Source organism: Trebonia kvetii, assembly GCF_007827045.1.
Lineage (GTDB): Bacteria > Actinomycetota > Actinomycetes > Streptosporangiales > Streptosporangiaceae > Trebonia > Trebonia kvetii.
Genome location: NZ_RPFW01000008.1, coordinates 159,533 through 173,757, shown reverse-complemented (window position 1 = coordinate 173,757; position 14,225 = coordinate 159,533). Strand labels below are relative to the sequence as shown.

The window sequence follows — 14,225 nt, the reverse complement described above, 5'->3', positions numbered from 1 at the left end:
ACGTCTCGATACTATACGAGACGCTACGTCTTGTATATTCGGGTCATGACAAGCACACGCTCGCCGGGGCGGCCGCGCAGCGAGGCGTCGCGGCAGGCGATCCTGGCCGCCGCGATGGAGCTGGCCGTGGAGGTCGGCTACGCGGGGCTGACCATCGAGGGCATCGCCGCCCGCGCGGGGGTCGGCAAGCAGACCATCTACCGCTGGTGGCCGTCCAAGGCCGACGTGCTGCTCGAGGCCGGCGCGGTCAAGGCAGACATGTACGTGCCCGTCGACGATCTGGGCAGCTACCGCGCCGACCTGCGCGCCTTCCTCCGGGCCAGTTACGTGGTGGCGGGCCATCCGCAGTTCGCCGACCTGCTGCGCGCGCTGATGGCGGAGGCGCAGCTCGACGCCGAGTTCGGCGAGCGGTTCCGCGTTTCCTTCCTCGAGCGCCGCAGGGACGCGCTCGCGGTCATCACCCAGCGGGCACGGGAGCGGGGCGACCTTACCGCGCGCCCAGATCCGGCCACCGTGGCCGACATCGTGTTCGGCACCATCTGGTACCGGATCCTCGCCACCACGCGGCCGCTCGACGAGGCCTGGGCCGATGACCTGATCGGCGTGCTCGCGCCGGACGCGGAACCGGCAGGGGCGCCGGGCGGCGAGCACGGGGCACCGCGCTAACCGGGCCGCGAATGCGGCCAACCAGGTGCCGGCCCATGGCACGCTGGTGGGATGCAGGAGGAAGTGCCCGCCAGGCCGGGCAGCAGGCGCCGGGAGGCGCGCGGCACGCACGCGCGAGTGCCGGTGCACCCGGAGACGGTGGCGCGGATCGAGCGGTCCATGGGCCCGCTCGGCACCGCGGCGATCACCGCCATGGACGAGCGCCTGCCCTGGTTCCGGAAGATGACCGCGGAAAACCGCTCGTGGCTCGGTCTTGTGGCGCAGGCGGGCATCGCGTCGTTCGTCGACTGGATCAAGCATCCGGAACGGATTCGTCCCGCCGCCACCGAGGTGTTCGGCACCGCCCCCCGTGAGCTGGCCCGTGCGGTGCGGCTGCAGCAGGCCGTGGAGATGGTCCGGGTCATCATCGACGTCGTGGAGAGCCAGGTCGACACCCTGGCGGCTCCCGGCGCCGAGACCGACCTGCGCGAGGCGGTCCTGGTGTACGCGCGGGAGATCGCGTTCAGCGCCGCCCAGGTGTACGCCAGGACCGCGGAGGCGCGCGGCGCGTGGGACGCGCGGCTCGAGGCCCTCGTCGTCGACTCGCTGGTGCGCGGCGAGCAGCAGGAGTCGCTGAACTCCTGGGCCTCGGCGCTGAACTGGTCCTCCTCCCCCGTCTCGGTGCTCGCCGGCACGATCGACGGCGACGACGCCGAGCCGGTCATCGACGAGCTGCGCGCCGCGGCAAGGCGGACACGGCTCGACCTGATCGCGGGGGTGCAGGGCGGGCGCCTCATCGTGGTGCTCGGCGGCACCGACGACCCGATGACCTCGGCGGAGAAGCTCGCCGGGCTGTTCGGGCCCGGTCCGATCGTCGTCGGCCCGTCCGTGCGCGACCTGCGCTCGGCGCACATGTCCGCCCGGGCGGCCCTGGCGGGGCTGCGGGTGGCACCCGCCTGGCCGGACGCGCCGCGCCCGGCAAGCTCTGACGAACTGCTGCCCGAGCGCGCGCTGGACGGCGACGCGGACGCGGTGGAGATACTCGTGACGCACGCCTACCAGCCGCTGCTGGCCGGCGGCACGGCGCTGCTCGACACGCTCACCACGTACCTGGAGCAGGGGTCGTCCCTCGAGGCGACGCGGCGGATGCTCTTCGTCCACCCGAACACGGTCCGCTACCGGCTGCGCCGGGTCACCGAGCTGACCGGGTATACCCCGGCCGACGGCCGGGACGGGTTCACGCTGTGGACCGCCATCATCCTCGGCAGGCTCGCCGCCAGGCGGGCGTAGCCAACCGCAATCCCCTGACGCTGCTGCACCACGATCGCGACTTCGCCACCATCGCCAGCGTGACCGGCCAGTACCTGCGCTGGTACGGTCCGGACTGAGGGACCATCGATGGTGACCGGGCGGTGACTGGATGGTGAACCCTCTTTGGAGGGTAGCTACAATAGTTCGACGCGGAAGTTCGTGAAGTTCGATATCCGGCTGGCGGGTGTCTACAGGGCAAGGTTGACAGTGTGCTCATCTTTACCGCGCCCGGTCAGGGCGCGCAGACCCCCGGTTTCCTGGCTCCCTGGCTTGAGCTGCCCGGTTTCGCCGAGCGACTCGGCGGCTGGTCGGAGCTCGCCGGACGCGACCTGATCAGGCTTGGCACGACCGGCAGCGCGGAAGAAATCACCGACACCTCCGTGGCGCAGCCGCTGCTCGTCGCTGCCGCGATCGCGGTCGCAGGCCTTCTGGGCGACGAACCCTCTTTTTTTTGCCCTGACACCCAAGGTTCCATGGGGGCGGAACCGCCAAAAAGAAGAGGGTTCGCGGACGCCGCCGCCGGGCACAGCGTGGGCGAACTCGCCGCGGCCGCGATCGCCGGGGTCACCTCCGCGGAGGACGCCATCCGGCTCACCCGGGTGCGCGGCGAGGCCATGGCAGCCGCCTGCGGCGCCGAGCCGACGGGGATGACCGCGGTGCTCGGCGGTGACGAGGCGACCGTGCTCGCCGCCATCGAAGCGGCGGGGCTCACGCCCGCCAACATCAACACCGCCGGGCAGATCGTCGCCGGCGGGACACTCGCGGAACTCGAAGCGTTCGCCGCCAACCCGCCCGCCGGGGGACGGCTGCGGCCGCTGCGCGTGGCCGGGGCGTTCCACACCAGGCACATGGAACCGGCCGTGGGCACACTTGCCGCCGCGGCGGCTGGCACCAGCGTCAAGGACCCCGCCATCACGCTGATTTCCAACAGGGACGGCGCCGTCGTCGCCTCCGGGGAGGACTGGATGGACCGCGTGGTCCGCCAGGTCGCCAACCCCGTCCGCTGGGACCTGTGCATGGCGACGATGTCCGCCATCGGCGTCACGGCGCTCATCGAACTGGTCCCCGGCGGGACACTGACCGGGATGGCCAAGCGGGCGCTGCCCGGCGTCGAGCTGCTCGCGATCAAGACCCCCGACCAGCTTGACGCCGCGCGGGCCCTCGTCGCGTCACACGCCACGTCGGTGAACCCAGATGCCGCCCCCGGCTCGGCACCCGAGTTGAAGAAGGAGTCCTGATCGTGGCAGGCGCCAAGATTCTCGCGTTCGGCGGGTACCAGCCAGACAAGGTAGTGACCAACGACGACCTCGCCAAGCTCGTCGACACCAACGACGAATGGATCAGGGCACGGGTAGGCATCCAGTCCCGCCGCGTCGCGCGTGACGACGAGACCGTCGCCGACATGGCCGAGGCGGCGGGCGCCAAGGCCCTGGCCGCCTCCGGGCTCGAGCCGGCCGACGTGGACCTGGTCATCGTGGCTACCTGCTCCCCCGAGGTGCCGCTGCCCAACGTGGCGGCGACCGTCGGCTACCGGCTCGGCATCCCCGCGCCAGGTGCCTACGACCTCAACGCGGCCTGCGCCGGGTTCTGCTACGCGATCAGCGCGGCGTCCGACGCGGTGCGCGCCGGGTCCGCGCGCAACGTGCTGGTGGTCGGCGCGGAGAAGATGACCTCGTGGATCGACTGGACCGACCGGTCGACCTGCATCATCTTCGCCGACGGCGCGGGCGCCGCCGTGGTGGGACCGACCGCGGACGACGAGCCGACCGGCATCGGGCCTGTCGTCTGGGGCTCGGCGGGCGACCAGGCGAACAAGATCACCGTCACCGGAGGGCGGAACGGCGCGCTGACCCAGGACGGGCAGGGCGTGTTCCGCTGGGCGACCACGGCCATCGCGCCGGTGGCGCTCGAGGCCTGCCACCGCGCCGGGGTGACGCCCGCCGACATCACGGCGTTCGTGCCGCACCAGGCGAACCTGCGGATCATCGAGGCGATCGCCAAGAAGCTTGGCATACCGCGGGAGCGGGTAGCCGACGACATCATCCACACCGGGAACACCTCGTCGGCGTCCATTCCGCTCGCGCTGGCGCGGATGGCCGAACAGGGGCGGCTGCAGCCGGGCACGCCCGCGCTGCTCGTCGGGTTCGGCGCAGGGCTCGCCTACGCCTCGCAGGTGATCACGGTACCCTAGCCGGGCCTGCCCACCGCCTGCTCCGGCCGGCGGACCAGGCGAAGACGCAAGAAACCCACCCAGAAGGAGAAAAAGTGACTGACCAGGAGATTCTCTCCGGACTCGCCGAGATCATCGAGGAGATCGCCGGCACGCCCGCCGATGAGGTGACCCCCGAGGCCAACTTCGTCGACGACCTCGACATCGACTCGCTTTCCATGGTCGAGATCGCCGTCGCGGCGCAGGACAAGTTCGGCGTCGAGATCCCCGACGAGCAGCTCAAGGACCTCAAGACGGTCCAGGACGTCGTCAACTTCGTCTCGAAGAACTCGTTACGGGCGCACACCCGAGCTGGGTTGGGTGACAGCCCTGATCCGCTGGGCCGGGCCTGACCTTGATCGCGGTTTCCGCGGTCAGGCCCGCCCTGCGGATATCGGGAGTTACGGCGGCCGTCTTCATGGCGGCAGCCGCGGGACAGGGGACGTCCCGGCGTAGAAAGACAACAACTGCGGAGGACAGCAGTGGGCAGCAACAACGATCGAGTGAGCGTCGTCGTCACGGGGCTCGGCGCGACCACGCCGCTCGGCGGCGACACCGCGTCGACCTGGTCGGCGATGCTCGCGGGGACCAGCGGCGTGCGCCGCCTGACCGATTCGTGGGTCGATGACCTGCCGGTCAAGATCGCCGCGCCCGCCGCCGTCGACCCGGCGGAGACCGTCGGCAAGCCGCAGGCACGCAAGATGGACCGCTACGAGCAACTAGCCCTGGTGGCCGCCCGTGAGGCCTGGACCGACGCGGGAGCGCCCGCGGTCGACCCGTACCGGCTCGGCGTGGCCGTCACCAGCGGCATCGGCGGCATCGGCTCCACGCTGACCGCCTACGACACGCTGCGGGACAGGGGCTGGAACCGTATCTCGCCGTTCACCGTGCCGATGCTGATGCCGAACGGCGCGGCCGGCTGGCTGAGCATCGAGTTCGGCGCCAAGGCGGGGGCGCACGCCCTGGTCAGCGCCTGCGCGTCCGGTGCCGAGGCGATCGGCTACGGCATCGACATGATCCGCTCAGGCCGCGCCGACGTGGTGATCGCCGGCGGCGCCGAGGCCGCGATCATGGCGCTGAACATCGGCGCGTTCGCCGTGATGCGCGCCATGTCCACCCGCAACGACGAGCCGGAGCGCGCGTCGCGCCCGTTCGACAAGGATCGCGACGGTTTCGTGCTCGGCGAGGGCGCGGGCGTGGTCATCCTGGAGTCGCTCGAGCACGCGCTCGCCCGCAAGGCAAGGATCTACGCGGTGGCTGCCGGGGCTGGGTACTCCTCTGACGCGCACCACATCTCGCTCGGCGCGCCGGACGGCGAGGGCGTCACGTTCGCGATCAACGCCGCGCTGCGCGACGGGGGGATCACCCCGAAGCAGGTGGTGCACGTGAACGCGCACGCCACCTCGACGCCTGGCGGCGACCCGCTCGAGGCCAAGGCCCTCCAGTCGGCGTTCGGCGACGACGCCGCTGGCGTGGTCGTCTCCGCGACCAAGTCGATGACCGGGCACCTGCTCGGCGGCGCCGGGGCGATCGAGAGCGTGGCGGCGATCATGGCGCTTGTCGACAGGACCGCGCCGCCGACGATCAACCTGGACAACCCGGACGACGACCTCGGCATCGACGTCGCCACCAAGGCGCGGACCCTTGAGCCGCGGGTCGCGGGTGCGCCGATGGCGGTGCTCAACAACGCGTTCGGTTTCGGCGGCCACAACGTGGCCCTCGCGTTCACCGAGTACCTGCCCGCCGAGTCGTAGCCTCGGCGCGAAGACGCGACAGCGCCCGGCATGTCGGACATGCCGGGCGCTGTCGCGTCTTTGACGTTTACAATTTCGGGATGCCGTCGCCGCCGCCGGCGGACGGGCCGGTGGGAGGCTCGTCGGAGGGCGGCGCCGGCTTTGCGTCGGGGGCAGGCTTGTCCTTGGCGGGCGGCGCAGGCGCCGTCTCCGCGGGCTCCGCCGTGGTCTGGGTGTCACCGCCTGCCGAGCCGCCGCGGGACTCGTCGATCAGCCCCTCGAGGCGCGGGCCCTGCAGGCGGCGGAACGTCCGGTGGGCGCGGGCGCGGTCCAGGATAGCGACCTCGAGGTTGGCCGCGGTCAGTTCCGGCTGGCTGCCGTTGGCCTGGCCGGGCGCGGCCGCCGCCGCCGGGGCGGCGAGCGCCGCCAGGGCGGCCGCGAGCGCCTCGGTGAGCGACATGCCGTCGGAGAAGCGCTCCTTGAGCGCCGTCGTCACCTGGTCGGCCTGGCCGCCGAAGGCGACGAAGCCTGGCTCATCGGACACCGAGCCGTCCCAGGAGATGCGGTAGATCTGGTCGCCGTCCGGCTTGGCGCCGACCTCCGCGACGACGATCTCCACCTCATACGGCTTGCCCGTCGGCTCGCTGAAGTTGGTGCCAAGCGCCTGGGCGTACCAGTTGGCGAGGCCGCGGGCGGTCACGTCGCCGCGGTCGAACTGGTAGCCGGTCACGTCCGCGTAGGTGACGCCGGCCTTGCGCAGCACCTCGTACTCGTTGTACCTGCCGACCGCGGCGAACGCGATCCTGTCGTAGATCTCGCTGATCTTGTGCAGCACGCTGGAGATGTTGGGGGTCACCAGCAGGATGCCGCCCGCGTACTGCACGACCACCGAGCTGCGGCTGCGCGCCACACCCTTGCGCGCGTAGTCGGCCTTGTCGCGCATCGACTGCTCGGGCGACACATAGAACGGCATGGACACCGCGGGCGCTCCTTGATCGGTCCTGGTGGGGAGGGTCGTTAGCTGGCAGTCAGCAGCGGGGCGGACGGGCCGTCAGGCGAGCGCATCCGGCCGTCGACCACCTGCTGGGCGTAGTCGGCGGACTCGGCGTCCGTCAGCCGGTGGAAGCCGTCGTCGGTGATGGTGGCGATGACCGGGAAGATCCGCCTGGTCAGGTCGGGCCCGCCGGTGGCGGAGTCGTCGTCGGCCGCGTCGTAGAGCGCCTGCACGCAGGCGAGCACCGCGTCGTTGACCGACATGTCGTCTGTGTAGAACTTCTTCAGCGCGGACTTGGCGAAGATGGAGCCGGATCCGATCGAGTGGAAGCGCTGCTCCTCCGAGGGGCCGCCCGCCACGTCGTAGCTGAAGATGCGCCCGGCGCCCCTGTCCTCGTCGTAGCCGACGAACAGCGGGATCATCGCCAGGCCCTGCATGGCGAGCATCAGGTTGTCGCGGATCATCTTGCCAAGGCGGTTGGCCTTGCCCTCGAGGGAGAGGGTGCGGCCCTCCATCTTCTCGTAGTGCTCGAGCTCGACGCCGAACAGGCGGATGAACTCAAGCCCGATGGAGGCGACGCCCGCGATCGCGATCGCGGAGTACTCGTCGGCGCGGAACACCTTCTCGACGTCCCGCTTGGCGATCATGTTGCCCATGGTCGCCCGGCGGTCGCCCGCCATGACCACGCCGCGCTCGCAGGTGGCCGCGACGATCGTCGTGGCGTGCGGCAGGTTCTTGAGCACGTCGGCTGCCGTGTCGGAGCCGGCTAGCGTGCCGAGGTCCCGCGCGGGCAGCAGGCCAGGGTCATACGAGGACAGGAACTGCGTAAAGGACGGGATCCGCGCCGCCATGAACGCCGCCTGGTCCCTCCCGGAACCGCTGGAAAAACCTCCCACGCCGCCGCCTCCCTGCTGATTTGGTTGTCCTTGAGCAGACACTACCGTCCGTTCGGCTCGGTATTGAACTCGGCGGCTTTCGCCTAGAGCTAACCGGCGATGACCCTTACTCGCCGCCCTTTTGGACGTACGAGCGGACGAACTCCTCGGCGTTCTCCTCGAGCACCTCGTCGATCTCGTCGAGGATCGAGTCCACGTCGTCGGAGAGCTTCTCGTGGCGCTCCTTGACCTCTTCTGTCGCGGCGGCCTGGTCTTCCTCGGTCTCCTCGGTGCGCCGCGTCGTCTGCCGCTGGCCACCGGTGTCCTTCGTCGCCATGTGCGATTCCTCCGTCCCTTCGAGGCGTTAGCCCCTCCACAGCTCCAACGTTATCCTCGCCCGCGATGTTGCCTTCCAATCCCCTTGATTTTCATCCTTTGGCGGACGGACGGGTCTTGCGGGGTTTTCCTGGCTTCCGGTAGCGCGTGACAGAAGGCATTTCGCCCTTGGCGGCGACTAAGTCGCCGGTCAGCGCCGCGACTAGGTCCGCGGCCGTCTTGCAGCGGTCGAGCAGGCCTCCAACGTGCGCCTTCGTGCCGCGCAGCGGCTCCAGAGTGGGCACCCGCTGCAGCGACTCGCGGCCGGGGATGTCGAAGATCACCGAATCCCAGGACGCGGCGGCCACCGAGTCGGCGTACTGCCGCAGGCAGCGGCCGCGGAAGTAGGCCCTGGTGTCCTCTGGCGGGTTGTCGATCGCCCAGACGATCGCGTTCTCGTCGGTCATCCGCTCCATGCGGCCACGGGCCGCGAGGCGGTTGTACAGGCCCTTCTCCTGCCGCACATCGGCGTACTGCAGGTCGAACAGCTGCAGCTTGGGTGCGTCCCAGCCCAGGCCATCGCGGCGGCGGTAGCCCTCGAGCAGCTCGAGCTTGGCCACCCAGTCAAGCTCGCGTGACAGCTGCATCGGGTCGTCGGCGAGCCTGGTGAGTACCGACTCCCAGCGGTCGAGCACGTCGAGGGTCATCGCGTCGGCGTCCGCCCCGTACCGGTCCTCGGTGTACTTGCGCGCCAGCTCCAGGTACTCGGTCTGCAGCTGGACGGCGGTCATCTTCCTGCCGTCCCGCAGCGTCACCAGGTACTTCAGCGACGGGTCGTGGGAGACCGCCCGCAGGTCGGCGACGGCCGCCTCCAGCGACAGGTCGCGGGGGAAGAACTTGTCCTCGATCATCGCGAGCACCAGCGCGGTGGTGCCCATCTTGAGGTACTGGGCCACCTCGCTCAGGTTCGCGTCGCCGAGGATTACGTGCAGCCGCCGGTACTTCTCCGGGTCGGCGTGCGGCTCGTCGCGCGTGTTGATGATCGGCCGCTTGAGCGTGGTCTCCAGGCCCACCTCGACCTCGAAGAAGTCGGCCCGCTGGCTGAGCTGGAACCCGGTGCCCCTGCCGTCCGCGCCGATGCCCACCCGGCCCGCGCCGCAGATCACCTGGCGGGTGACGAAGAACGGCGTCAGGTTCTTGACGATGTCGGCGAACGGCGTGCTGCGCCGCATGAGGTAGTTCTCGTGCGTGCCGTAGGAGACGCCCTTGTTGTCGGTGTTGTTCTTGTACAGCTGGATGGGATGCGAGCCGGGCACGGTTGCCGCCTTGGCCGCGGCCTCCGCCATGATCCGCTCCCCCGCCTTGTCCCAGATGACCACCGACAGCGGGTTGGTGCACTCGGGCGCGGAGTATTCCGGGTGCGCGTGGTCGACGTACAGCCGCGCCCCGTTGGTCAGGATGACGTTGGCGAGTCCCAGATCCTCATCGGTGAGCTGGGTGGAGTCCGCCGCCTCCCGGGCGAGGTCGAACCCGCGGGCGTCCCGCAGCGGGTTCTCCTCCTCGAAGTCCCACCGGGCACGGCGCGCTCGCGCGGCCGTTGCCGCCTGGTAGGCGTTGACGATCTGCGATGACGTCACCATCGCGTTGGCACCCGGCTGGCCCGGTACGGAAATGCCGTACTCGGTCTCGGTGCTCATGACCCGCAGCACGCTCATAGTTCTTCAGCGTAGTCCGGGCTGGCTGCATGTCGTTCCGTGTGACGCTCCTCAGAGAAAACCGAAGGCACCCTTGTCCGGGCGGGCGGGCCAGGTACGGGCCCGCCCGCGCGGACACCGGGGGACTACAGGTACTGGCCCGTGTTTGCCACCGTGTCGATGGAGCGGCCGGCCTCGGTGCCCTGCTTGCCGGAGATCAGGGTCCTGATGTAGACGATGCGCTCGCCCTTCTTGCCGGAGATGCGCGCCCAGTCGTCGGGGTTGGTGGTGTTGGGCAGGTCCTCGTTCTCGCTGAACTCGTCCACGCAGGCAGCGAGGAGGTGCGCGACCCTGATGCCCTTCTGGCCGGTCTCGAGGAACTGCTTGATGGCCATCTTCTTGGCGCGGGCCACGATGTTCTCGATCATGGCGCCGGAGTTGAAGTCCTTGAAGTACAGGACCTCCTTGTCGCCGTTGGCGTAGGTGACCTCGAGGAAGCGGTTCTCCTCGGACTCGGAGTACATCCGCTCCACGGTCCGCTGGATCATCGCCGCGACCGCCGCCGTCGCCGAGCCGCCGTGCTCCTTCACGTCGTCGGGGTGCAGCGGCAGCTCGGGGATCATGTACTTGGTGAAGATGTCCCCTGCCGCCTCGGCGTCCGGCCGCTCGATCTTGATCTTGACGTCCAGGCGGCCTGGCCGCAGGATCGCCGGGTCGATCATGTCCTCGCGGTTGGAGGCGCCGATGACGATGACGTTCTCCAGGCCCTCAACGCCGTCGATCTCCGACAGCAGCTGGGGGACGATGGTGTTCTCCACGTCGGAGGAGACGCCGGAGCCGCGGGTGCGGAAGATCGAGTCCATCTCGTCGAAGAACACGATCACCGGCATGCCCTCTGAGGCCTTCTCCCTGGCCCGCTGGAAGACCAGGCGGATGTGCCGCTCGGTCTCGCCGACGTACTTGTTGAGCAGCTCGGGGCCCTTGATGTTGAGGAAGAAGGACTTGCCCTCCGCGGGCTTGGTGCTGCCGTCGCCGGCCGCCGCCGCCTTCTCCGCCACCTTCTTGGCGAGGGAGTTCGCCACGGCCTTGGCGATGAGCGTCTTGCCGCAGCCGGGGGGGCCGTAGAGCAGCACGCCCTTCGGCGGGCGCAGGTGGTGCTCGCGGAACAGGTCCGCGTGCAGGTAGGGCAGCTCCACCGCGTCGCGGATCTGCTCGATCTGCGACGAGAGGCCGCCGATGTCGTGGTAGGAGATGTCCGGGACCTCTTCGAGGATGAGCTCCTCGACCTCGGCCTTGGGTATCCGCTCGTAGACGTAGCCGGAGCGTGGCTCGAGCAGCAGCGAGTCGCCGGCCCGCAGCACCTGGTCGAGCAGCGGGGCGGCGAGCCTGACGATGCGCTCCTCGTCGGCGTGCGAGATGACCAGGGCGCGCTCGCCGTCGGCGAGCACCTCCTTGAGCATCACGACCTCGCCCACGGTCTCGTATTCCTGGGCGATGACGATGTTGAGCGCCTCGTTGAGCACGACCTCCTGGCCGGGGCGCAGCTCTTCGAGCTCGACGTTGGGGCTGACGTTCACGCGCATCTTGCGACCGCCGGTGAACACGTCCGCGGTGTTGTCGTCGCGCGCGGCCAGGAAGATGCCGAAGCCGGACGGCGGCTGTGCCAGCCGGTCGACTTCCTCCTTCAGCGCGACGATCTGGTCCCTGGCTTCGCGCAGCGTTGACGCGAGCCGCTCGTTCTGTGATGTCACCGAGGTCAGGGATGCCTCGGTCTCGCGGAGCCGTTCCTCTAGAAGACGGACCTGACGCGGTGAATCGGCCAGGCGCCTACGCAACACTGCGATCTCCTCATCGAGGAAGGAGATCTGTGCGGTAAGGCTGCTCACCTCATCCTCGTGCCGCGAAGCCCGTCCACTCTCGTCCCTTGCTGCCACGGCCCTCACCTCCTCCCGGGGAGTATGAAACTTAACTCGACCTTACCTACCTCGGGGTCTTTCCTAACATCCCAGCGCGTGTTCGGTTGGTGACTGTAACCGTTTCCGCGCAAGAAACCGCAGGGTAACGAAGGGTTGTCAGCACAGAGTTATGTAATGATTGCGTAGAGTAATTATTCACGCGGTAGACGGCCCGGCGTCATCCGGCTGCAGCGCGCCGGCCTCAGGGAATGCACCGGCGTCTAGGTTGTCCTGCGGAAGGGCGGGTGCCGTCTCCGGGTGGGCGCCCTTCGCCGGCCTGCGGCGCCGGGCCGGCGCGGTCACGCCGCTCGCCAGCCGGCGCGCGGTGACGAGGAACCCGGTGTGCGCGATCATCCGGTGGTCGGGCCGCACCGCGAGGCCGTCGACGTGCCAGCCGCGGTACAGGGTCTCCCAGGCGGCGGGCTCGAAGAACCCGCCGTGCGACCGCAGTTCCTCGACCACGCGCGACAGCTGCGTCGTGGTCGCCACGTAGCAGCAGATCAGGCCGCCGGGAATAAGGGCGCGCGCGGCACGTTCGACGTTCTCCCACGGGGCGAGCATGTCGAGGATCACCCGGTCGAAGGTGCCGCTGTCTTCCGGGGGGACGCCCCCGTCTTGCGGCTCGCCAGGCTCGGGCTCGTCGGGGTGGAGTCGGGAGTAGACCGCACCCGTTGGGAGTGACGGGTCGAGTGCTACCCGCGCGGACAGTTCGCCGGTGACCAGCCGCCACCAGGCGGGGACCTCTCCGAAGTATTTCCTGACGTTCTCGCGGGCGATCTCGGCAAAGTCCGGGCGTGCCTCGAAGGACACGAGCTCGCCGTCCGGGCCGACCGCCCGCAGCAGCCAGCAGGACAGGGCGCCGGAGCCCGCGCCCGCCTCCAGGACCCTGGCGCCCGGGAATACGTCGGCGTAGGCGAGGATCTGCGCCGCGTCCTTCGGATACACGATCGTGGCGCCGCGCTTCATCGCGAGCGTGAAGTCGGCGAGCAGCGGGCGCAGCGCCACGTAGGCGGTGCCGCTCGATGCGGTCACCACCGACCCCTCCGGGCTGCCGATGAGGTCGTCGTGGCTCAGCGAGCCGCGGTGCGTGTGGAACGTGCCGCCCGCCTGCAGGACGATCTGGTGCATGCGACCCTTGGGGTCGGTGAGCTGCACCTGGTCACCGGCGCTGAACGGTCCTCGCTGGGTTCTTGCCTTCACCCGGCTTAGGTTACTGGGGATAACACCCCGGCGAACACCTGGTCGAGGTCGCGCGCCGCGAGCACGCCAGCCACCTCGCCCGACGGCTCAACGAGCAGGTACTCGCTGGCCGGCGAGCGGCGGATCGCGTCGAGCAGCGCCATGCCCTGCAGGTCGGCGCTGAGGATCACGCCGGGGTCGATGGACCGCGCCATCGACCCCGCGTCCACCCAGGGCCTGCGCTGCGGCGGCGTGGCCATCACGGCGGCCTCGTTGACGATCGCTATCGGCTTGTTGTCGTGGTCCACCACGACGACCGCGCGGGCCTTCGCCTCGTCCGCCTGCCTGATCGCCTCGGCGAGCGGGGTGCTGGCGGGGACGGAGATGGCCTTGCGCGCCAGGCGGCGTGCCTGCAGTGCGGGCAGCCGCTCGCGGAACCTGGTGGCCTTGATGGACTGGCTGGCGCCCGTCCACATGAACGCGGCGATGACGACCACCCACACCATGCTCACTAGGTCGCCGCCGGCCAGAGCGCCGGAGAAGAACGGGATCGCGAGCAGCGCGATGGCCAGCACGCGGCCCACCCACGCGGCCGCGATGGTGGCCGTGCCCGGCTTGCCCGTCACCTTCCAGACGACGGCGCGCAGCATCCGGCCGCCGTCAAGCGGCAGTCCAGGCAGCAGGTTGAAGACGCCCACGATGATGTTGGCCACCATGAGCTGCCTGATCAGGGCGCCGGTCACGCCGTAGGGCGCCACCTGGGACAGGCCCCAGCCGAGCGCGCCGAGCGCGAGCGACAGCGCGGGGCCGGCGCCGGCCACGGCGAACTCGCGGCCGGGAGTCGGCGCCTCCCGTTCGATCTCCGAGACGCCGCCGAGCGGGTACAGCAGAATGCGGCGGACCGGCAGGCCGAAGCCGCGCGCCACGATCGAGTGGGACAGCTCGTGCACGAGCACGGAGACGTAGAGCAGCACCACGAACGCGGCGGCGACGATGTACCTGGTGTTGCCGTAGATCGAGGTGCTCAGGTCATTGGCGTAGATGATGATGAAGACGCCGGCGATGATGAACCAGTACGGCGACACGTACACGGGGATGCCGAATGGCCGCGCCACGATGATGCCCTGCTGCCCGCGGCCGGCCCGCCCTTGATCGGACTGCGCCTGCTCCGGCTGCTCCTCCTGGCCACTTGCCACACCCCCGATGCTACGTGCATCCGGCGACAGCGCGCGTCCGTGTCCCGCCGCGTCTTTGTGCGTGCACGGACCGTGGTCGGCCGCTTACGCCGCGCACGCTGCGCCGCAGGCGCAGCCCG

At 69.9% G+C, this 14,225-nt stretch carries 11 protein-coding genes and 2 pseudogenes; 6 read left to right on the top strand and 7 right to left on the bottom strand.

Annotated elements, in window-relative coordinates; genetic code table 11:
* Positions 1 to 45 precede the first annotated feature (45 nt).
* From EAS64_RS35520 to fabF, 6 genes and pseudogenes are all read left to right on the top strand, one after another.
* Positions 46 to 666 carry a TetR/AcrR family transcriptional regulator gene (locus EAS64_RS35520; protein ID WP_145860307.1) on the top strand — a complete coding sequence of 207 codons (621 nt, stop codon included), beginning with the start codon at positions 46 to 48 and terminating at the stop codon, positions 664 to 666.
* A gap of 51 nt (positions 667 to 717) precedes the next feature.
* Positions 718 to 1,935 (top strand): PucR family transcriptional regulator, encoded by a 1,218-nt coding sequence (locus EAS64_RS35515; RefSeq protein WP_145860305.1) that lies wholly within the window; start codon positions 718 to 720, stop codon positions 1,933 to 1,935.
* A gap of 230 nt (positions 1,936 to 2,165) precedes the next feature.
* Entirely contained in the window at positions 2,166 to 3,194 is a 1,029-nt protein-coding gene (locus tag EAS64_RS35505) for an ACP S-malonyltransferase (protein ID WP_145860301.1), read from the top strand.
* A 2-nt stretch (positions 3,195 to 3,196) separates the two neighbouring features.
* Positions 3,197 to 4,147 (top strand): beta-ketoacyl-ACP synthase III, encoded by a 951-nt coding sequence (locus EAS64_RS35500; protein ID WP_246116018.1) that lies wholly within the window; start codon positions 3,197 to 3,199, stop codon positions 4,145 to 4,147.
* A gap of 74 nt (positions 4,148 to 4,221) precedes the next feature.
* Positions 4,222 to 4,452: pseudogene (locus tag EAS64_RS35495) on the top strand (acyl carrier protein); the annotation flags it as partial.
* A 195-nt stretch (positions 4,453 to 4,647) separates the two neighbouring features.
* Positions 4,648 to 5,919 carry a beta-ketoacyl-ACP synthase II gene (gene fabF / locus EAS64_RS35490; RefSeq protein ID WP_187366414.1) on the top strand — a complete coding sequence of 424 codons (1,272 nt, stop codon included), beginning with the start codon at positions 4,648 to 4,650 and terminating at the stop codon, positions 5,917 to 5,919.
* Between the two features lie 67 nt (positions 5,920 to 5,986).
* Here the strand turns inward: fabF and prcA are convergent, their stop codons facing one another.
* The 7 genes and pseudogenes from prcA to EAS64_RS35455 form a co-directional block, all read right to left on the bottom strand.
* Positions 5,987 to 6,871, bottom strand: coding sequence for a proteasome subunit alpha (prcA, locus tag EAS64_RS35485; protein ID WP_145860782.1), 885 nt, complete (start codon positions 6,869 to 6,871; stop codon positions 5,987 to 5,989).
* A gap of 44 nt (positions 6,872 to 6,915) precedes the next feature.
* Positions 6,916 to 7,743 (bottom strand): proteasome subunit beta, encoded by an 828-nt coding sequence (gene prcB / locus EAS64_RS35480; protein WP_145860781.1) that lies wholly within the window; start codon positions 7,741 to 7,743, stop codon positions 6,916 to 6,918.
* 151 nt (positions 7,744 to 7,894) lie between these two features.
* Positions 7,895 to 8,104 (bottom strand): ubiquitin-like protein Pup, encoded by a 210-nt coding sequence (locus tag EAS64_RS35475; RefSeq protein ID WP_145860296.1) that lies wholly within the window; start codon positions 8,102 to 8,104, stop codon positions 7,895 to 7,897.
* Positions 8,105 to 8,288: 184 nt separating this feature from the next.
* Positions 8,289 to 9,797 (bottom strand): annotated as a pseudogene (dop, locus tag EAS64_RS35470) (depupylase/deamidase Dop); the annotation flags it as partial.
* Positions 9,798 to 9,922: 125 nt separating this feature from the next.
* Positions 9,923 to 11,719, bottom strand: a complete 1,797-nt coding sequence (gene arc, locus EAS64_RS35465; protein WP_145860292.1) for a proteasome ATPase — start codon at positions 11,717 to 11,719, stop codon at positions 9,923 to 9,925.
* 168 nt (positions 11,720 to 11,887) lie between these two features.
* The gene (locus EAS64_RS35460; RefSeq protein WP_246116017.1) at positions 11,888 to 12,931 is read right to left on the bottom strand and encodes a tRNA (adenine-N1)-methyltransferase; all 1,044 of its coding nucleotides are present in this window, start codon (positions 12,929 to 12,931) and stop codon (positions 11,888 to 11,890) included.
* Positions 12,932 to 12,936: 5 nt separating this feature from the next.
* Positions 12,937 to 14,106, bottom strand: coding sequence for a site-2 protease family protein (locus EAS64_RS35455; RefSeq protein ID WP_246116016.1), 1,170 nt, complete (start codon positions 14,104 to 14,106; stop codon positions 12,937 to 12,939).
* Positions 14,107 to 14,225: the final 119 nt, after the last annotated feature.